This window comes from Ensifer meliloti, from assembly GCF_030064585.1.
GTDB classification, from domain to species: domain Bacteria; phylum Pseudomonadota; class Alphaproteobacteria; order Rhizobiales; family Rhizobiaceae; genus Sinorhizobium; species Sinorhizobium meliloti.
Genome location: NZ_CP120365.1, coordinates 1858609 through 1878632, shown reverse-complemented (window position 1 = coordinate 1878632; position 20024 = coordinate 1858609). Strand labels below are relative to the sequence as shown.

The following is a 20024-nucleotide window of genomic DNA, read 5'->3' as shown; positions in this document are numbered from 1 at the left end:
CTACTGGCTCCCGGCCCGCGGCGCCGAAAGCACCCGCTCGCTGTGGGTGAGCGGCGCGAGCAGATCGTCAGCCGTCGCCTGCATGTAGCGCATCGCGGGTCCTGCCTGCAGGCTCAGGAAGATGCAGGCGCCGAGCAGGACGACGACCGGCGTGATCTCGATCACGACGACCCGCGGGATCGTACCCTCGATCGACGCCCAGAAGGTTCGGATGCCGATGCGGTTCATCGCGATCATGGCGGCGAGACCGGACAGGATGAGGAGAGTGACATAGGTCCAGTCGGCGGCGGACATTGCGGTCGCGAGCTCGGCGGCCGGCATGTCGAAGAGGCCGCTGATGAGCGCGAATTTGGCGATGAAGCCGGAGAGAGGCGGCAGGCCGGCGAGCAGCAGGGCACAGAGGCAGAAGCAGAGGCCGAGAACGGCCATTGTGCCGGGAATGGCGGCGCCGACCTCTTCCTCCTCCTCGTCCTCGTCGAAATCGCCATAGGCTTCCATCGTCACCGCCAGAACGTCGGCGCCGGCGTCCCGGCCGCGTTCGACGAGTTCGATCAGCAGGAAGAAGGCCCCGATCGTCAGTGTCGAGCTGACCAGATAGAAGAGTGCGCCGGCGAGCATTCCGTCGTGGCCGAGGCCGACCGCGGCGAGCAGCGTCCCCGAGGATACGAGAACGGAGTAGCCCGCAAGGCGGCCCATTGCCTGCGAGGCGAGTACGCCGATGCCGCCGAAGGCGATCGTCAGCATTCCCCCGGTGACGAGCCATTCCTGGCCGAAACCGGACGATGCGCCCGCCGCGGTGCCGAAGACGAGCAGATGCAGGCGGATGATGACGTAGATGCCGACTTTGGTCAGGACCGCGAAGACGCCTGCGACCGGCGGCGTCGCCGCGGCATAGGCCGTCGGCAGCCAGAAGCTGAGCGGCCACATGCCCGCCTTGACGAGGAAGGCGACGCCGAGGATGGCCGAGCCCATTTCGACGAGCGTTCTGCTTCTGGGTTCGAGGGCTGCGAGCTTCGTTGCGAGGTCGGCCATGTTGAGCGTGCCGGCGGCGCCGTAGATCAGGCTGACGCCGATCAGGAACAGCGCCGAGGCGGCGAGGTTGACGGCGATATAATGCAGCCCCGCCTTCACGCGCAGAGGACCGGAGCCGTGCAGGAGCAGGCCGTAGGAGGCGGCCAGCATCATCTCGAAGAAGACGAAGAGATTGAAGAGGTCGCCCGTGAGAAATGCGCCGTTGAGACCGGCTACGAGAAGCTGGAACAGCGAATGGAAGTGATGCCCCGCCGTGTGCCACCGCGCCATGGAATAGGCCTGCGCGGCGAGTGCAAGGCCGCTCGTCAGGCACAGCATCAGGGCCGACAGGCGGTCGAGCACGAGGACGATACCGAAGGGGGCGGGCCAGTTGCCGAGCTGATAGACCCCTGATCCGGGGAGGCTGCCGGTGCCGGCCGCGGCAAGTCGCATGAGGATCATCGAGAGGATGAAGACGGCGAGCGTGGACGCGAAGCCGATGGCCCCCTTCAATGTCCGGTCGCGCTCGTTGATCGGGATCAGCACCGCGGCCACGGCAAGCGGCAGGAGGATCGGCAGGATGAGAAGATGATCGAGCCAATCAGTCACCGCGCTGCTCCCTTCCGTCCACATGGTCGGTTCCGGTGAAGCCGCGGGAGGCGAGGAGCACCACGAGGAAAAGTGCGGTCATGGCGAAGCCGATGACGATCGCCGTCAGCACCAGTGCCTGCGGCACCGGATCGGTATAACGGGCGAGATCGCCGACGCCGCCTGGATCGAGGATCGGCGGGGCGTTCACCCGCAACCGGCCCATGCCGAAGATGAAGAGATTGACGGCGAAGGAGAGCAGCGAAAGCCCGATGATCACCTGGTATGTTCGCGGCCTCAGGAGAAGATAGACGCCCGATGCGGTCAGCGTGCCGATCCCGGCCGAAAGAATGAGTTCCATTAGCGTACCGCCTCCTTGTCGGAGCGCGCGGCCTTCGCATGCGCACGCGGTGCACGGACCGACTGGTGCGCCAGCGCGATCAGGATGAGAACGGTGGCACCGAGCACCAGCGAGAAGACGCCGAGGTCGAAGAGGATCGCGCTCGCGAGCGGAAACTTGCCGACGACCGGCAGGCTTGCATATTGCGCGTGGGAGGTGAGGAACGGATAGCCGAAGAACCAGGATCCGACGCCCGTGGCCGTCGCCACCAGGAGACCGATGCTCATCCAGCGAAGCGGATGGATGCGGAGCCGTTCCTCGACCCAGCGGGTGCCGCCGGACATATATTGCAGGATGAAGCCGATCGACATGGCGATGCCGGCGGCAAAACCGCCCCCCGGCAGATCATGTCCGCGCAGGAAGAGAAAGGCCGCGAGCATTCCGGTGACCGGAAACATCCAGCGCATGATCACCGCCGGGATGAAGAGGTATTCGGCGACGCTGTCGCCGGCGGCGCGGTCGGGGTGATCGTCGTCGAAGGCGTTCTGCACTTTTTGCTGCTCAGGGGCCTCCAGGCTGTCGGACTGAGGTCGGAAGCGCAGGAGAAGCGCGAAGACCGTGAGCGCCACGATGCAGAGCACGGCGATCTCGCCGAGCGTATCGAAGCCGCGGAAATCGACGAGGATGACGTTGACGACGTTGGTGCCGCCGCCCTCGCGATAGGCGCGCTCGAGAAAATAGCTGGCGATGGTTTCGGGAAGGGGCCGCGTCATCACCGTGTAGGCGATGAGCATCATTCCTCCGCCGGCGCCGATCGCCAGCAGCAAGTCGCGCAAGCGCCTCAGGCGGACCCGGATCGAGATGTCTTCCGCCGCCACCGGCTCCTCGATGCGCTTCGGCAGCCAGCGCAATCCGAGGAGAATGAGCACGGTGGTGACGATCTCCACCAGGAGCTGCGTGACCGCAAGATCGGGTGCGGAAAGCCAGACGAAGGTAATGCAGGTGACGAGCCCTGCTCCGCCGAGGAGCACCAGCGAGGCGAGACGGTGGAATTTCGCCTGATAGGCGGAGCCGATGGCGCAGGCGATGCCGATTGCCCAAAGCAGGGCGAAGGCGGGATCGATGCCGCGGATCACAAGCGGCGGCAGTTCGAAATTGCCGAGAAGAAGCGGCGATGCCCCCGCCGCAAGTGCCAGGAAGACGAGGAGACGCATCTGCGGCTGCAGGCGGCGCGTGCCGAGCCGCTGTTCGAGCCATCGGGCCCACTTCCAGGAAAGCGTCACCAGAACGCGCTCGAAAATGCGCTGACCCTGGAGCAGCCGGAAGACCGGCGGACCCTCGACGGCCGTCGCCAGATAGGAGCGCATCAGGAAATAGAGACCGATGCCGCCTGAAAGCGCGACGAAGCTCATGATCAGCGGAATGTTCCAGCCGTGCCAGACCGAAAGGCTGTAATCGGGCGTTCCCTCGCGCAGGACCGAGAGAACGGCCGTGTGAAGGAAGGGACCGATCGTCTGGGCGGGAATTATACCGACGACCAGACAGGCGAGAACGAGGAAGTCGACCGGAGCCCGCATCCAGCGGGGTGGCTCATGCGGCTTTCTCGGGAGGTCTGCCGGTGGCCGGCCGAAGAAGACGCCGTGGATGAAGCGGAGCGAATAGGTGACTGCAAACATGCCCGCGATCGTCGCCACATAGGGCGTGACCGTGTCGAGCGGGTTGACGAGATGCGTCTCGATCGCCTCGGCAAAGAACATCTCCTTGGAGAGAAAGCCGTTGAGCAGCGGCACGCCGGCCATGGCGGCACTCGCCACCATGGCGAGCGTCGCGGTGATCGGCATGAAGTGGAAAAGCCCGCCCAGCCTGCGAATGTCGCGGGTGCCGCTTTCATGATCGATGATGCCGGCCGCCATGAAGAGCGAGGCCTTGAAGGTCGCGTGGTTGACGATATGGAAGACCGCGGCGACGGCCGCCAGCGGACTGCCGAGGCTCAGGAGAACGGTGATGAGCCCGAGATGACTGATCGTCGAATAGGCGAGGAGTCCTTTCAGATCCTGCTGAAAAATCGCGAAATAGGCGCCGAGCAGGAGCGTTGTCAGGCCCGCAAGGCCGACGATCCAGAACCAGGCTTCCGTGCCGGCCATCACCGGCCAGAACCGCACGAGCAGGAACACGCCGGCCTTCACCATCGTTGCCGAATGCAGATAGGCCGAAACCGGCGTCGGGGCCGCCATCGCGTGCGGCAGCCAGAAATGGAAGGGGAACTGGGCGCTCTTCGTCAACGCCCCGAGCAGGACGAGGACAAGCACCGTGCCATAGAGCGGATGGTTGCGGATCGCGTCGCCCGAGGCGAGGACCGCGTCGAGTTCATAGCTGCCGACGATCTTGCCGATGATTATCAGGCCGACGAACATGGCGAGGCCGCCCGTGCCGGTAATCGTCAGCGCCATTCGGGCGCCGTCGCGGGCGTGTGCGTTATGGTGCCAATAGCCGATCAGCAGGAAGGAGACGATGCTGGTCAGCTCCCAGAAGACGGCGAGCAGAATGAGGTTGCCGGAAAGGACGACGCCCAGCATCGAGCCCATGAAGGCGAGGAACAGCGCGAAAAAGCGCGGGACCGGGTCCTCCTCGGCCATATAGTAGCGGGCATAAAGGACGACGAGAACGCCGATCGCCGTGATCAGCGCAGAAAAAAGCCAGGCGAAGCCGTCCATCCTGAGGGTGAAGTTCAGCCCGAGTTCCGGAACCCAGTCGATCCGGTAATGGAGGACGCCGCCCGAGGCGACGTAGGGATAGAGGCCGGCGGTCACCAGGAAGCAGACAAGCGCGATCGCACCTGCGAACCAGGATATCGCACCGCGCTGATCGGACGGGAAGAAGATTGCAATGAGGCTTCCCGCGAAGGGGACAAGAATGAAAACAGAAAGCAATTTCTCCGCGTATTCGATCGTTTTGTCTCCTTGCGAGTGTATTGGAAGGTCGGGACTTCGGTCCCGCTAGGACTGACGCCGGACGGGTCACGCGGACGAGGTCCGCGCGTTCGCATAAGCGGCAGAAGGCATATGTTTTTATGACTATTTTCCGGACGGCTGCCAAGCCTTAGCAGCAAGAAAAAGCCGCGTATGTGCAGTCCGCCTCTGAAGGCGAGGGCCGGATACCGGTCAAGCGGCGCGCCACCGCCGCTCGAAGACGAAAGTGGCAAGATCGTTGGCGTTCATCGGCCGGGCGAAGGCGTAGCCCTGCAGACCATGGCATTCCATTTCCTTGAGGATGCGGGCGTGCTCGAGCGTTTCGACACCTTCGGCGATCACTTCGATCCCGAGCGATGTGCCGATGTCGATGATCGATGCCACGAGCCGGCGCTCCGCCGGAGAGGAGAGAATAGGCAGCACCAGTTGCCGATCTATCTTCAGGCGGCGTGGCGTCAGCTTCAGCAGGCTCAGGATCGAGGCATAGCCGGTACCGAAGTCGTCGATCTCGATATCGATGCCCAGTTCCTTGATGCGCCGGATGTTGGACATGACCGTCACATCGTTTTCGTCAAAGGAAATCGATTCGAGCAGTTCGAAGGAAAGCCGCCCCTCGGGTATGGAGAGCTCCTCCAGCCGGGCGATCAGTCCCTCGTCTCTCAGGCGGGGATAGGAGAGGTTGACCGACACCTTCGGCACATAGATGCCGTTTGCCTCCCAGCGATAGATCTGAAAGAGCGCCTGTTCGAGGATCTTCTGATCGATCGCCGCGACGACGTTGATGTCCTCCGCCGTCTTGAGAAAGGCGTGCGGACCGAGGAGCCCCTTGGTGGGATGATCCCATCGCGCGAGTGCCTCGACGCCGATGATGTCGAGCGAGCTCGGACAGAACTGCGGCTGGAAATATGCGACGAATTCGTTCTGCTCGAGACCGCGCAGGATCTCGTCGGCCGTCTGTTTCGTCTGGAGCACGGCGGTCTTCAGTGCGCCCGTAAAGGTCTCGTGGCGGTTGCGGCCGCGGCGCTTGGCCTCGTAGAGGGCGATATCGGCGTTGACGAGGACCTGGGAAAGGTCATCCGCCGCATCGGTTTGAGCGGCAATGCCGATGCTCACGCCGATGCGGCATTCCTGATCTTCGTAGCGGACCGGAACGCTCATCGCCTCGATCACGCGGGAAGCCAGCGCCGCGTCTTCGTCGCAGCCGCCGCTTGCGCGAATGATGACGAACTCGTCGCCGCCGATGCGGGCGACGAAGTCGTCCTGGCGTGCATTGTCCCGCAAAAGGCTTGCCGCATGCTTCAGGATCTCGTCGCCGGCTGCATGGCCCATCGTGTCGTTGATCTGCTTGAAACGGTCGAGGTCGATATGGAAGATGCTGATCTTCGCCTTTGCGTCGGCCCGTCGGCTGCGGTCGAAGAGAATCTGGTCCAGGAAGCGGCGATTGGGCAGGCCGGTCAATGGATCGTGCAGGGCGTTGAATTCCATGCGATGGCGCGCCGCCTCCAACTCGGCACTGTGGGCCTCGGCGAGGCGTTTGGCCTCCGAGAGCGTCGCGCGTGTCTTCACGTCGGCCGTCACGTCCCAGTTGACGCCGACGATCTTCCTGTTGCCGTTCGTGCCGGCATAGGTCGAGCCGATCGCACGGATGTGGCGGACTTCCCCATCCGGAAGGCGGATGCGGAATTCCGTGTTGTATGCGCCGCCCGTGGCGAGCGTTCCGGCGAATTCAGCCTCGGCACGGGCGAGATCGTCCGGATGAAGCGTGTTCCGCCAGTCCTCGTAGACTTCGCGCATAGACGATCCGATACCATAGAGCTCCTTCATGCGGCTGTCCCACAGGAGCGTGCCGCTGTCGACGTCGAGCTCCCATATGCCGATCTTCGAAGTGTCGAGCGCGATCCTCAACCGGTGCGAAAGCTCCTGAAGCTGATCCTTGCTCTGCCTCAATGCGCGAAAGTTCGCCTGCCGCTCCGCCATGAGGCGGCCGGCGACGATCATCGGAGCGACGATCATCAGGCCGCCGAATGCGATGAGGAAGCGGACCTGCCAGGCATTCTGCGGTGTCGTCGGCCACCCGCCTTTGGGGATCGCGGCCATGCGCCAGGAACCGCCGGGCAAGGATACGCTCATCTCGACAGGGGCGTTTTCGAAGATTGCCGGGTCGCCGAAGAAATGCGGGCCGCCGCGCCCCGTGCCGTCGCGGCCGGCAATGGCGATGTCGATGTCGAGCGCCGGCGATGAAAGGCCACTGTCGCGATAAAGGCGATCGACATCGATCACCGCTGAAACGACGCCCCAGAAGCGGCGGCCGCCTTCCGGACCGGTGGTTACGGGAAAGCGGCCGATCAGCCCGCGACCGCCTTGCACGAGGTCGACCGGGCCCGCGAGCACCATCTCTCCGGATGCCACCGCGCGCATGACGGAACTGCGTTGTTTGTCGTTCGTGCGGTAATCGAGGCCGATCGCCTTCTCATTGCCCGTCAGCGGGTAGACCATCGCGACCACCAGTCCCGGCGCGGCGGCGATGTTGCGGAGCTGCGATCCCGCGCCGAAGACGCTGCGTGCGAGCTCTGCGAAGCGCTGCTGCTGCATGTCGGGTTCGGTCTCGATCGTGGCGATCAGGCCCCGGACCAACTGGATATTGCCATTGACGCTGCTCTCGAGGCTGGAGCGTATCGGGTTGAGCGCGTCGGCGACTTCGGAGCGCAGCCGCGCTTCCGAAACGATCCGGTTCTGATTGTCGGCGAGAACCCCGGCAACGACCACGACAAGGGCCGCGATGACGGCCGGAAGGTAGCTGGGGGTGAGAAAGCGCGACAGAGGGGACATGGCATGGTGCGGCTTCAAAAGAGCAATTCCAGGACGAGGCGCGCCCAAAAGGAGGCGGGGACGGCATGCAGCAAACCGGATAATTCCAGACTCTCCTTAACAAACCTTCATTCGGGGTTCCTGAAATAGCTCTCGGTAAGGCGTGGTAGCAAACGCTTCAGCGTTGCGTTCCCATCATCGCCTGCAGTGTCTCGAGCCTGTCGGCGTCGCGAGGCAGCTTGTCGGGTCTGAGGCGGGCAATCCGCGGGAAGCGCATGGCTACCCCGGATTTGTGACGCGTGGAGCGGTTGAGGCCTTCAAAGGCAACCTCGACGACGAAGCCGCTGTCGGGTTCGGCGCGCACCGCGCGCACGGGACCGAAGCGTTCGACCGTATTGTCGCGCACGAAGCGATCGAGAACCTCGAGCTCGGCATCGGTAAAGCCGAAATAGGCCTTGCCGACGGGAACGAGGCTCGTGCCGTCTTCACCCTCCGCCCAGACGCCGAAGGTGAAATCGGAGTAATAGCTGGACCGCTTGCCGTGGCCGCGCTGGGCATACATCAGTACGGCGTCGATATTGAAAGGCGCCCGCTTCCACTTGAACCACGGCCCCTTGGCCCGTCCGGCCATATAGGGCGAATCCAGCCGTTTCAGCATGACGCCTTCGATAACCGGATCGGGCGGGCTGGAGCGCAGCTCGTCGAGCTCCTTCCAGCTTGAAAAGCCGACGAGCGGCGAGAGATCGAAATGCTGCGGCGAGGCCGCTTCGATCAGCGACGACAGGGCTTCGCGGCGCACACGAAAGGGCTCGGGCCTGATATCGCGCTCGCCGGAAAAGAGAATGTCGTAGGCACGGATGAAGGCCGGATACTCGTCCATCAGCTTGCGGCTGACGGTCTTGCGGTTCAGCCTTTGCTGCAGGTCTGCGAATGTGCCCGTGGCGCGGTTGCTGCGCATCGTTCCGCCGACCAGAAGCTCGCCGTCGATGACGCCCGTGATATCGGCAGCCTCGATGATCTCGGGAAAGGCCGAGGATATCTCGTCGCCGCTGCGCGAATAGAGGCGTCGAGCCCCGCCGACATTGGCGAGCTGGACGCGGATGCCGTCCCATTTCCACTCGGCCGCGAAGTCGGCCGGATCGAGCCCGTCGAGATCGCCATCGCCGACCGCTGTTGCGAGCATCACCGAATGAAAGACCGCAGGTGTCTTGAGCACCGGCATCTCCGCCTCACCGGTGAGCCAGAGGAAAAGGGGCAGGTATGGCGGCTCCAATCCGTGCCAGAGCGTTTCGATCTCGCTCACCTCCTTGCCGCCCATCTCCGCCAGCGCCTGCTTCGCGAGCCGTGCCGAGACCCCGATGCGCAAGCCTCCTGTCGCGAGCTTCAGGAGGGCGAAGCGGCCGGAGGTGTCGAGCCGGTCCAGAAAGTCGCGGACGAGCGAACGGACCTCGGAGCGGCCGGCCCGCTGCAGCCGCTCGACAACCTCGCCGAGCGGAATGTCCTGAAGGGCGACGTCCGGCGGCGGCTCCCAGGCGAGAGAGACCGTTTCCGCGAGGTCGCCGACATAGTCGTAGGAATAGTGGAACAGCACGTCGTCCATGCGCTCGAGCAACAGGTCGCGAATGAGGGCAGGCTTCACCGTGTTGAGCGAGAGCGTCCCCGCGATCGCTGCCAGCGCATAGCCGCGGCTCGGATCGGGTGCGCCGCGGAAATAGTCGACGAGCAACCGGATCTTGGCGTTTCGCTGCGGCGTCAGCACGAGCCGGTCGAGCAGTTCGGCGAATGCTTTCATCGCTCACTCTCCCTCATCGTCGTATCCGACAAGGTGCAATGGCCGTGCGGGTATGCCCTGCAACTGGCACCAGCGGACCAGCGCCTCCTCGCGGCCATGCGTGACCCAGACTTCGGCAGGCGCGATTTCGCGGATCGTGGCCGTGAGCTCGGCCCAGTCGCAATGATCGGAGATGACGAGCGGCAGCTCGACGCCGCGCTGCTTGGCGCGCTGGCGGATGAGCATCCAGCCGGAGGCGAAGATGGCCAGCGGATCGGCGAAACGGCGCGCCCATCGCTCGGCAAAAGCCGCCGGAGGCCCGAGAACGATGGCACCGGCGAGGTCCTGCCGGTTTTCCGGACCGAGCGTTGCCGGACGGATGTCGCCGAGATCGATCCCCTGGCTCTGGTAATACTCGCAGAGCCTGGCGAGTGCGCCATGGATGTGAATCGGTTCATCGTAACCCTGCTGGCGTATGAGCGCGATGAGGCGTTGTGCCTTGCCGAGGGCGTAGGCGCCGACCACATGCGCGCGCTCGGGAAACTGCCGGAGAGACTGGAGGAGCCGGGCGATCTCTCCCTTGTCGTCCGGGTGGTGGAAGACCGGCAGGCCGAAGGTCGCTTCCGTGATGAAGACGTCGCAGGCGACCGGCTCGAAGGATGGGCAGGTCGGATCGGGCCGTCGCTTGTAGTCGCCGGAAACCACGATCCGCGTTCCGTCTGCCTCGACGGAGATCTGCGCCGAGCCGAGCACATGGCCGGCCGGGTGGAAACGGACACGCACGCCGCCGATCGAAATCGTTTCGCCGAAGCGCGCCACGTCGCTCGCGCCGCAGAAGTCGTCACCATAGCGCAGGCGCATGATGTCGAGCGTCTCGCGCGTCGCGAGCACATGGCCATGTCCGGCGCGCGCATGGTCGGAATGTCCGTGGGTGATGAGTGCCCGTTCGACCGGTTGCACCGGGTCGATATAGAAATCCCCGTGTTGGCAGTAGAGACCCTTGGGGGCGGGAAAGAGCAACGCGTCCGGCTTCATACGGATAAACATAGCCGGCGGCGGCGCATCTGCCAGCTATCGGAGCCAAGTTTTTCGTTGCAACCGCGGGGGACCCCTCACCACAAGGGTCAGGGCTCTCCTCGGGTTTTGCCCCTCACCCTAACCCTCTCCCCGCAAGCGGGGCGAGGGGACGAGTTCGCTTTGGTTCGTCGAGGCTGACGCAGATGCACAACAGTGTCCCCTCGCCCCGCGCGCGCGGGAGAGGGTTAGGGTGAGGGGCAGGGTTGAACACCTCAAGCTTCAATTGTCGCCGCGAGCGTATCGCCGATGAGTTTCAGCACCGCTTCGGAGTCGATTCCGATGCACGCCTGCTGGCTTGGGAAGCCGTCCCAGGCGTTCGGTGGAAACAGGCGTGCATCCGGCTTTTGAACGGTCTGGCCATCGGCGATGCCGCCGCAAAGCACTCGGATGGCGCCGCTGCGGGTCTGGAAGAGTTCGGGCGCGACGACATAGGCGCAGGCGCAGCTGTCGTGCACGATCATGCCGTCATCCACATGGTGCTCGTAGAAGTCGATGTAGAATTGCGAGATGTCGGAAAGAAGCCTCGCCGGTGCGCCACCGCGTTCGGCGATATCGGAGAGCATGGCACGGCTCATCACCGTCTTCGTCGTCACGTCGAGACCGATGACGGTCACCGGCCATGGCGCCGTCATCACCACATCGGCCGCTTCCGGGTCGCCGTGGATATTCGCTTCCGCCGCCGGCGTGATGTTGCCGGGAACATCGAAGGCGCCCCCCATGATCACTACCGCCTTGACGAGGGTGGCGATTTCCGGATCGTCGCGCAATGCGCGCGCCAGGTTGGTCATCCGGCCGACGGCGACGAGCGTCACTTGCCCGGGATTGGCGCGCACCGTGTCGATGATGAAGCGGTGGGCAGGACGAGGGTCGAGCGGCAGGTCTATCTGCGCCGGCACATCGATATTGCCGAGCCCGTCATCGCCGTGAATGCCTGTCGGCCATCCGACATGCGGCCGGCCGGCATCGAGCGTCTCGCCGATGCCCTTGGCAACCGGTGCGGCAATATTCCATGCCCCTTTGAGGAACAACGCATTGCGCGTCGTCGTCTCGATCGAGGCATTGCCGAAGACCGTGGTGATGCCGACCAGCTCTATCGCCGGGTGACGGTGCAGAAAGAGGAGGGCCATCGCATCGTCGACGCCCGGATCCGTATCGAAAATAACCTTGTGCATACCGCCTCTTCCCTGGTTCCGGGGAATTCCCGCCTACAGCGACGTTGTCCATGGCGCAATGGACAAGCTGCGGGCGAAAGTCAATCGCTGAGCGCCTGCCGGAGGCCTCCGCTTAAACTTTCCGAAAGGTGGTTCGACTATCTTCGAAGACGCCTGCGGGCCTTTCTTGCGACCCTTTACGACGACAGCGGAGCCACCCCTTGAAGGCCATTCTCAGCAAATTGCGCCCTTCGAAGCGGCTGGTGATCATCCTGTCCGCCGCCTTCGGGGTCTCCGCCGCATCCGGCGGTGCCGCGGTCTATGTCGGTCGGGACAAGATACTGACCCGCTTCGCGGGACCTTCCGTTTCCGGTCTCGACTGCACGGCGCTCCGGACCTTGAAGCTCGACCATAAGGGGCAGCGTTGGATCCGCATGCATGTGAAGACGGACCGGGCAAGCGGGCCGGATCGGATCAGGACCGCCCTTCGCGTCGCAGGCGCCCTCGCCAAAAAGGAGGAGGCCGATCTTTATCAGGTGGTCGTGCTCGATGCGGCAGGTCCGGAGGATCGCGCAAGCGTGCGCGGCGCGGCGATCGGCGCAGAGGTGCTCTTCGCCCCCGGTCCGCGGAGCGTGCCCGGTATGGATGAACCCTTCCGCGCCTCCTATAACGAGGCCGCGGCCAACGCTGCCGGCAGGTTCCACGGCAAGGTCGTGACGCTCGAACTGGACGACGTCCGCGCCATCATGGCCAAGATGGACGATCGCTCGATGTGCATCGATCCGTCGGCAACGGGCGATGTCGCGGCCGTTGCGCCGGCCGAGGAGCAAGCGAGTCATTAAGGGAAGAGCCCCTCCCCAACCCCTTCCCACAGGTGGGAGGGGCTTAACTTGCCGCGCCTGATCCACCGACTCTCAACGCACCGCACGCTCGGACGCTGCGAATGGCACCGGTCGGGAACCGCGGGCGCCTAGCCCCCGCCCCGTGTGGGGACGGGCCAGCTCCAAAGTGTCAATCGGCCTTCTGGCGGCGGGCCGGGAAGAGGATGATGTCGCGGATCGACGGCGAGTTGGTGAGCAGCATGATCAGCCGGTCGACGCCGATCCCCAATCCCCCGGCGGGCGGCATGCCCTGGTCCATGGCATCGAGGAAGTCCTCGTCCAGCGTCTTTTCCTTCTCGCCGCGGGCATGCGCCTGTTCCATCTGCTCGACCATGCGGGCGCGCTGCTCGACCGGGTCGTTGAGCTCGGAAAAGGCGTTGCCGATCTCCCAGCCGTTGCAATAGGTCTCGAAGCGCTCGACGAGCCGCGGCTCGCCCGGCACCTCCTTGGCGAAGGGCGAGATGTCCTTCGGGAAGTGGATGACATGAGCAGGCTGGATCAAGGTCGCTTCGACCTTCTCCTCGAAGAGGAAGGCGAGCACTTCGCCCCAGGTCGCGTCCTTCTCGATCTCGACACCGGCGTCGCGAGCCGCCTGCCGGGCCTCCTCGTCGCTCTTGAGGGCAAGGAAATCGATTCCGGTCGCGTCCTTGACGGCCGCCGGCATAGAGACGCGCGGGAACGGCCCCTTGAAGGAGAGCTGCTTGTCGCCGAACTCGAATTCCGTCTTGCCGTGAACCGCAAGCGCCAGGTTCTCGAACATGCGTTCCACGAGACCCATCACGTCCTCGTAGTCGGCATAGGCCCAGTAGCACTCCATCATGGTGAATTCAGGATTGTGCCGGGTCGAGACGCCTTCGTTGCGGAAGTTGCGGTTGATCTCGAAGACCTTGTCCGTCAGGCCGGAAACGAGAATGCGCTTCAGGTAAAGCTCGGGCGCGATGCGCAGATACATGTCGAGCTTCAGCGTGTTGTGATGCGTCTTGAAGGGCTCGGCCGTCGCGCCGCCGTAGATCGGCTGCAGCATCGGCGTCTCCACTTCCATGAAGCCTTCGTCCTCGAGGAATCGGCGCAGGCTCGACACGATGCGGCTTCGCTGCTGGAAGCGCAGCTTCGATTCCTCGTTGACCATGATGTCGAGGTAGCGCTTGCGGTAGCGCGTCTCGATATCGGCAAGCCCGTGATACTTCTCCGGCATCGGCAGGAGCGACTTGCAGAGCATGGTGATCTCTTTGGCGTTGACGGTCAGTTCGCCGCGCTTGGTGCGGCGCACCTCTCCGGTGACCCCGATGATGTCGCCGAGATCGATCATCGGCAGAAGCGCGCGCGCCTCTTCCGGTGCCGTATCCTTGTGCGAAAAGATCTGGATCTTGCCGGAGGCGTCATGAAGATCCATGAACATGCCGGAATTGCGCGAGGAGAAAACGCGGCCGGCAACGGTTACCGTTTCGCCGCTTTCGGTATCGGGCTCCAGCCCGGCATATTTCTCCGCGAGTTCCGCATTGGTGAGCGTACGGTGGAAATGCGCGGGGTAGACGTCGCCGATCTGCTGACGCAGCAGGTCGAGCTTCTGGGAGCGCACTTCCGTCGCGTCGGAGGAAAGGCCGGCTGCCTGTGTCTTGTCGGTCATGGTCTCGTCCTTACTTTCCACTGCCCGCCATGGAGGCGACGACCTGCGCGGCGACCTTCAGCCGCTGGCGCACGACCGAACGGCCGAGCAGTTCCATCGAATCGAACAGCGGCAGCGAGCGCTGCGAGCCCGAGCAGGCGACGAAGAGCGGCGCCACCACGGCTTTCAGCTTCTTGCCCATGCGCTCGGCGCTGGCGCGCAGCTCCGTCTCGATCGATTCCTTGTTCCATTCCAGGATTTTTTCGAGATCCGGCTGGACGGTGTTCAGGATTTCGAGCATCTCCTCGGGCGAGGCCTTCACGCCGGCAAAGGAGGCGGGCTGCAGGCCGAGATCCGACTTGAAGAGGAAGGCGGCGAGATCGGGCAGTTCGCCGAGCTTCGAAATGCGGGTCTGAGAGAGCTTCAGACCTTCCTTGAGCCGTTCGTTGTCCATCGCCCAGGCGAGGACGCGGGCTGCGAATTCCTCTTCGGAGAGCTTCTCGCGGATCCAGCGCGCGTTCAGCCAGTCGAGCTTCTGGACGTCGAAGATCGCACCGGCCTTGGACAGGTTTTCCGGATCGAATTTCTCCGCCAGCTCCTCCATCGTCAGCAGTTCTTCGCCTTCGGCGATCTGGATGAAGAACAGCCCGAGGAAGTTCATCAGCGCTTCCGGCAGGTAGCCGAGCGCCGTGTAGTAGGAGATGGAGGTCGGGTTCTTGCGCTTCGACAGTTTCGACTTGTCGGCATTGCGCATCAGCGACAGATGCATGAAGACAGGCGGCTCGAGACCCAGATACTGATAGATCAGAATGTGCTTCGGCACCGAGGCGAGCCACTCCTCGCCGCGTGCGACATGGGTGATCTTCATCAGATGGTCGTCGACGACGTTCGCCATGTGATAGGTCGGCATGCCGTCGGCCTTGAGCAGCACCTGCATGTCGACGGCTTCCCACGGGATCTCGACATCGCCATAGACGCCGTCGCGGAACTTGCAGGAGCCCTCGGTCGGGATCTTCATGCGCACGACGTGCGGCTCGCCGGCGTCGACGCGCGACGTCACTTCCTCGGCCGAGAGGCTGAGGCAGAGGCCGTCATATTTCGGCGGCTTGCCGGCGGCGCGCTGCGCCTCGCGCATCTGCTCCAGCCGCTCGGGCGTACAGAAACAGCGGAAACCGTGGCCGTTCGCGACGATCTTCTCGACGTAGGGCTTGTAGATGTCCTTGCGGTCGCTCTGGCGATAGGGGCCGTAGGGGCCGCCGACATCGGGACCTTCCGACCATTCCAGTCCGCACCACTTCAGCGCGTCGAGCACCTTCTTCTCGAATTCCGGCGTCGAGCGCGTCGCATCCGTGTCCTCGATGCGCAGGATGAATTTGCCGCCGTGCTTCTTGGCGAAGAGATAGTTGAAGAGCGCGATATAGGCGGTGCCGACATGCGGCTCGCCGGTGGGGGAAGGTGCGATACGCACCCGGACTGCAGAATCTGCCATTGTCTTTGCCCGTCTTGACGTGCTTTCGGGGCCCTTTGCCGGAGTGCTTTCCAGCGTGCGGGCGCGCATTTTATGGGAAGGAAAGGCCCGCAAGGGTTCCGCACCAGCGGTTTAGCCAGGCAATTCCAGTCGGCAGGCGTGAGACCATAGAAAGCCCTGCATGTCAACGGAAAGCCGCGAGCGGCAATGTCGTCGTCTCGCCGCCCGCAACGAGCAAAGATCGCCGCGAAGGCCCGCATTGCGATGCGGGCCCTGTGTGTCGTGCTTCTATTTCGTTCTTGCGGTCTGCCGCTTCATGCGCGCGTTGCGGGCGACCATGTTGAGAACCTCGACCAGTGCGGAGAAGGCCATGGCCGCATAGACGTAGCCCTTCGGCACGTGGAAGCCCATGCCTTCGGCGATCAGGGTCGTGCCGATCATCAGGAGGAAGGCCAGCGCCAGCATGACGATCGTCGGATTTCTCTCGATGAAGTTCGCAAGCGGGTTCGCTGCAACCAGCATGACGGTCACGGCGACGACGACGGCGACGACCATGATCGGCAGATGCGGGGTCATGCCGACGGCGGTGATGATGCTGTCGACCGAGAAGACGAGGTCGAGAAGCAGGATCTGGCCGATGGCGGCCGCGAAGCTGTTGATCGCGGAGCTGGCGATGAAATCCTCCTCATGATCGCTCGGATCGACACTGTGGTGGATTTCCTTGGTCGCCTTCCAGACGAGGAAGAGCCCGCCGGCGATCAGGATCATGTCCTTCCAGGAAAAACCGTGGCCGAAGGCCTCGAACACCGGCTGCGTCAGTTGAACGATCCAGGCGATGGTGCCGAGCAGGGCCAGCCGCATGATGAGTGCAAGGCCGATGCCGATGCGCCGGGCGCTGACGCGGTTTTCCGGCGGCAGCTTGTTGGTGAGGATCGAGATGAAAATGAGGTTGTCGATGCCGAGGACCACCTCCATTACGATGAGTGTGATGAGGGCGATCCAAGCCTCGGGGCTTTGAGCAAGCGTGAGGATTTCCTGCATCGGCAACTTTTCCTTTTCGGGACACGACAGATCGCGCAGTATTTAGGGATACTTGCGAAAGTCGCAAGCGCCGCCGCGCTTTTCGCGGCGACGTTGTCGGCTCCAGGTGATCGAAAAGGTGGAATTCTCGAAGGAAAGCCGGCTGCACCCGTCCGTGCACCGGAAATCAGCCCTTCAGTGGCACCCAGATCTCGACCGCACCCATGCCGGAATGCGGATCGAAGCGCTCGTCGTAGCGTTCCATCAGGTCGGGCAATTCGCCGTGCCGATAGCCGGACTGCGGAAACCAGGTCGTGAAAATGTGGTGGGCCGTGTTGGCGATGCCGGAAATGTGCCCGCGATGGACAAAGATCGCGTAACGCTGCCGGGGCAGCTTGAGTGTCGAAAAGCCGCTGGGCAGCGCCTCGGCGTCCCGTATCTCGGCCGCAGCCATGTAGCGGAAGCGGCCCGCTTCGCCGTCCGACTGGGTGCAGACGCCATAGGCGATATTGCCGTGCTGACCGGGAATGCTGCCGAAATAGGCGTTGAAACGCTGCCAGAGGGAAGGGATGCCTTCGGTGCGGTTGTAGTCATAGGTCTCTGCGAGACCGGCGAGAAGAAGCCCCGGGCTTTCCTCGAAGCGCGGCGGTTCGATCTTCAAAGTGCGTGCGTCGTCCATTCTGATCGGCTCCAAAAGCTCGACATTGCGGACGTGCCTCTGCTTGCGTATCGACTCGGGCGTCACCCCGAACTGCTCGCGAAAGGCACGGGTGAAAGCCTCGTGCGAGCCGTAGCCCGCCTCGAGGGCCACTTCGAGAATGCTGGATGTGCCGTTGGCGAGGGCAAGCGCGGCGCCGCTTAAACGCCGGCCGCGGATATAGGCACTGATCGAGCGGCCGGCCGAAAGCCCGAATACGCGCGAAAGATGATAGCGCGAAAGGCCGGCGGCCGCGGCGACATCATCCAGTGATATATCCTCGGCGAAATGGCTTTCAATGAACCAGATCGCCCTTCCGATGGCACTCATCGTCACTCCCTTTGTGGACACGCAAGGTCTTACGGCCTTTCAGGCGAGCGCGTTTGATCGCAATTGCTGGATTGCAGGAAGATGGTACGGCATGTCGCGGCGGCAAGGCACCGTCGCTTTTACTCCTTGCCCGTCGTCTTTCCGTAGGCGGCCAGGAAAACGCGGATGGCGGATCTGACGTTCTTTTCGATGCTTTCGGCCGAGACGGCATCGCACATGCCGAAAAGACGGCCCTTGAACATTCCGGCCATGGCGAGATCGATGAACTGCTTTGCGGCTATTTCCGTGTCTTCGATCGAGAGCATGCCTGCCGACACCTGCTGGTCGAGATAGGCCTTGAGCACGGTGTATCCGTTCTCCGGCGTCGCGGTGAAGAAGCGCTGCGCCAGCCGGGGCATCCGGTCGATCACGCCGAGTACCGTGCGCATCGCGCGGATCGTGTAGTCCGACGTTATGCTCGTCACCAGCTTCACGCCGAAAGCGTGAAGCGCCTCCTCGATCGGTTCATTGCCGTTCAACGACTGCTTGACGCTGTTGACGATAATGTTCCGCTCGCGCGCGATGAGCGCCGTGAACAGGTCTTCCTTGTTCTCGAAATAGACGTAGAGCGTCCCCTTGGAAACGCCGGCCTCGCGCGTGATGTCGTTCATGCTGGCCGCGTCGAAACTGCTCCGCATGAAAACGCGTTTGGCACCGTCGAGAATCCGCTCCCGTTTGACCGGGTCCTCGCCGGCCGCGTGCCGCCCTCCGCCTGAAGGGTTTTCCTGCTGGGGATGCTCCAGCCGGTCCTGCAGGGTCTTTTCCTGCTCTGCGCTCTTCGCTGATACCATGGCTGCCGGACGTATCCACTCCTTTGATCGCGCGCGTCGCGGTGACCGCGGACGCATTCTGTCCAAAATCACTATCGCAGACAATTCCGGGAAAAACTGCGGGTGCGGACAAAACTTTTCGTCAACTTCATCGAAATCGAACCGACCGGTTCGATTTCCTCTTGATATGCGGCGCGAAAGGCTCTATGTCAAGCTCAATCGAACCGAACGGTTCAGTTCAATCTCAATCCAATTGGTGGTCCATGTCCGCTTCCAGCTCTTCCAGCGCTGCCCGTGTCCGTCCCGTCGGCGATGATTTCGAAGTAATGGATACTCACTCGGCCGAGGCCAAGAGCCCCGGTACCGGCGAGGCCGCAGCCGCAGGACAAGCGGACGCGGAGATCGCTGCGTCCCCGAAGAAGCGCCGCAAAATCCTTCCGGTGCTGGGTCTCATGCTCCTCGGTGCCGCCGGCTGGTACGGCTATGATTGGTGGACCAACGGCCGTTTCCTGGTCTCGACGGACGACGCTTATATAGAAGGGGACATCGCGACGATTTCGCCCAAGGTGTCCGGCTATGTCGCCAAGGTCGACGTGGTCGCCAACCAGCATGTGAAGGCCGGCGATCCGCTGGTGACGCTCGACGACGGAGATTACCGCATTGCGGCCGAGCAGGCCGAGGCGCAGATCGCCACGCAGAAGCTCGCCCTCAGCCGTTTCGACGCGCAGATCTCCGGCGCAAAGGCGAGCCTCGCTCAGTCCGAAGCGCAGAAGAAGGCGCTTGAGGCGACCGTCCGCGGCGCCGAACTGGCACAGAAGCGCGCCAGCGAGCTGCAGTCGAAGTCGTTCGGGACGGATGCATCGCGCGACAGCGCCCAGGTCGCGCTCGATCAGGCGCGCGCAAGTCTAGCCGGTGCCGAGGCCAATATCGCTGCGGCCAAGGCCAATATCACCGTGCTCGAGGCCCAGCGGATGGAAGCGGAAAGCACGATCCGCTCGCTGGAGCTTGCCCGGGACAAGGCAGACCGCGACCTGGGCTTCACCATACTCAAGGCGCCCTATGACGGTGTCATCGGCAATGTCGCGGTCCAGGTCGGCGACCTCGTCTCGGCCGGCCAGCGGCTCGCAGCGCTCGTGCCGACCGATCAGCTCTATATCGACGCCAATTTCAAGGAGACGCAGATCGCGCATCTGGTGCCGGGCTCCAAGGTTGAGATCCATGTCGACGCCTATGAGGATCACCCGATCGAAGGCACCGTCGCATCGATCTCGCCGGCCTCCGGTTCGGTCTTCTCGCTGCTGCCGGCGGAAAACGCGACGGGCAACTTCACCAAGGTCATCCAGCGCGTTCCGGTGCGCATCACGCTGCCGGCCGATGTGCTGGCGGAAGGGCACCTGCGCGCGGGGCTGAGCGTCGTCGTCGACGTCGATACCCGCACCGCACCGGAACAGTCGAAGGTCGCTGCGGCGAAGTAAAGGGCTGCAGGCCTGAGGAGTGG

General features: G+C 63.5%; 14 protein-coding genes. 2 read left to right on the top strand and 12 right to left on the bottom strand.

What is annotated here, in order from left to right:
- The 7 genes from PZL22_RS16120 to PZL22_RS16090 form a co-directional block, all read right to left on the bottom strand.
- Positions 1-1644, bottom strand: coding sequence for a monovalent cation/H+ antiporter subunit D (locus PZL22_RS16120; RefSeq protein ID WP_284718508.1), 1644 nt, complete (start codon positions 1642-1644; stop codon positions 1-3).
- Positions 1613-1960, bottom strand: a complete 348-nt coding sequence (locus PZL22_RS16115; RefSeq protein ID WP_003528841.1) for a Na+/H+ antiporter subunit C — start codon at positions 1958-1960, stop codon at positions 1613-1615. Before PZL22_RS16115 ends, PZL22_RS16120 begins: the two co-directional genes overlap by 32 nt.
- The gene (locus PZL22_RS16110) at positions 1960-4869 is read right to left on the bottom strand and encodes a monovalent cation/H+ antiporter subunit A (protein WP_003528843.1); all 2910 of its coding nucleotides are present in this window, start codon (positions 4867-4869) and stop codon (positions 1960-1962) included. Before PZL22_RS16110 ends, PZL22_RS16115 begins: the two co-directional genes overlap by 1 nt.
- Positions 4870-5100: 231 nt before the next feature.
- Positions 5101-7737, bottom strand: a complete 2637-nt coding sequence (locus PZL22_RS16105; RefSeq protein WP_003528845.1) for a bifunctional diguanylate cyclase/phosphodiesterase — start codon at positions 7735-7737, stop codon at positions 5101-5103.
- Positions 7738-7894: 157 nt separating this feature from the next.
- A complete protein-coding gene (locus PZL22_RS16100; protein WP_003528847.1) occupies positions 7895-9508 on the bottom strand; it encodes a cisplatin damage response ATP-dependent DNA ligase in 1614 nt (537 codons plus the stop codon).
- A 3-nt stretch (positions 9509-9511) separates the two neighbouring features.
- Entirely contained in the window at positions 9512-10522 is a 1011-nt protein-coding gene (locus PZL22_RS16095; protein ID WP_003528849.1) for a ligase-associated DNA damage response exonuclease, read from the bottom strand.
- Between the two features lie 254 nt (positions 10523-10776).
- Entirely contained in the window at positions 10777-11736 is a 960-nt protein-coding gene (locus PZL22_RS16090; protein ID WP_003528851.1) for a nucleoside hydrolase, read from the bottom strand.
- Between the two features lie 200 nt (positions 11737-11936).
- Here PZL22_RS16090 and PZL22_RS16085 point away from each other — a divergent pair, with 200 nt between their 5' ends.
- Entirely contained in the window at positions 11937-12557 is a 621-nt protein-coding gene (locus tag PZL22_RS16085; RefSeq protein ID WP_003528853.1) for a hypothetical protein, read from the top strand.
- Between the two features lie 169 nt (positions 12558-12726).
- On the opposite strand, the gene lysS is transcribed toward PZL22_RS16085, so the two are convergent.
- From lysS to PZL22_RS16060, 5 genes are all read right to left on the bottom strand, one after another.
- A complete protein-coding gene (lysS, locus tag PZL22_RS16080) occupies positions 12727-14223 on the bottom strand; it encodes a lysine--tRNA ligase (RefSeq protein WP_284718507.1) in 1497 nt (498 codons plus the stop codon).
- Positions 14224-14233: 10 nt separating this feature from the next.
- Positions 14234-15691 carry a glutamate--tRNA ligase gene (gene gltX, locus PZL22_RS16075; RefSeq protein ID WP_003528857.1) on the bottom strand — a complete coding sequence of 486 codons (1458 nt, stop codon included), beginning with the start codon at positions 15689-15691 and terminating at the stop codon, positions 14234-14236.
- Positions 15692-15958: 267 nt separating this feature from the next.
- Positions 15959-16711, bottom strand: coding sequence for a TerC family protein (locus PZL22_RS16070; RefSeq protein WP_003528859.1), 753 nt, complete (start codon positions 16709-16711; stop codon positions 15959-15961).
- Positions 16712-16877: 166 nt separating this feature from the next.
- Positions 16878-17717, bottom strand: coding sequence for an AraC family transcriptional regulator (locus tag PZL22_RS16065; protein WP_003528861.1), 840 nt, complete (start codon positions 17715-17717; stop codon positions 16878-16880).
- 119 nt (positions 17718-17836) lie between these two features.
- On the bottom strand, positions 17837-18547 hold the full coding sequence (locus tag PZL22_RS16060; protein ID WP_003528863.1) for a TetR/AcrR family transcriptional regulator: 711 nt from the start codon (positions 18545-18547) through the stop codon (positions 17837-17839).
- A gap of 242 nt (positions 18548-18789) precedes the next feature.
- Here PZL22_RS16060 and PZL22_RS16055 point away from each other — a divergent pair, with 242 nt between their 5' ends.
- A complete protein-coding gene (locus tag PZL22_RS16055) occupies positions 18790-20001 on the top strand; it encodes an HlyD family secretion protein (protein WP_033048615.1) in 1212 nt (403 codons plus the stop codon).
- Positions 20002-20024: the final 23 nt, after the last annotated feature.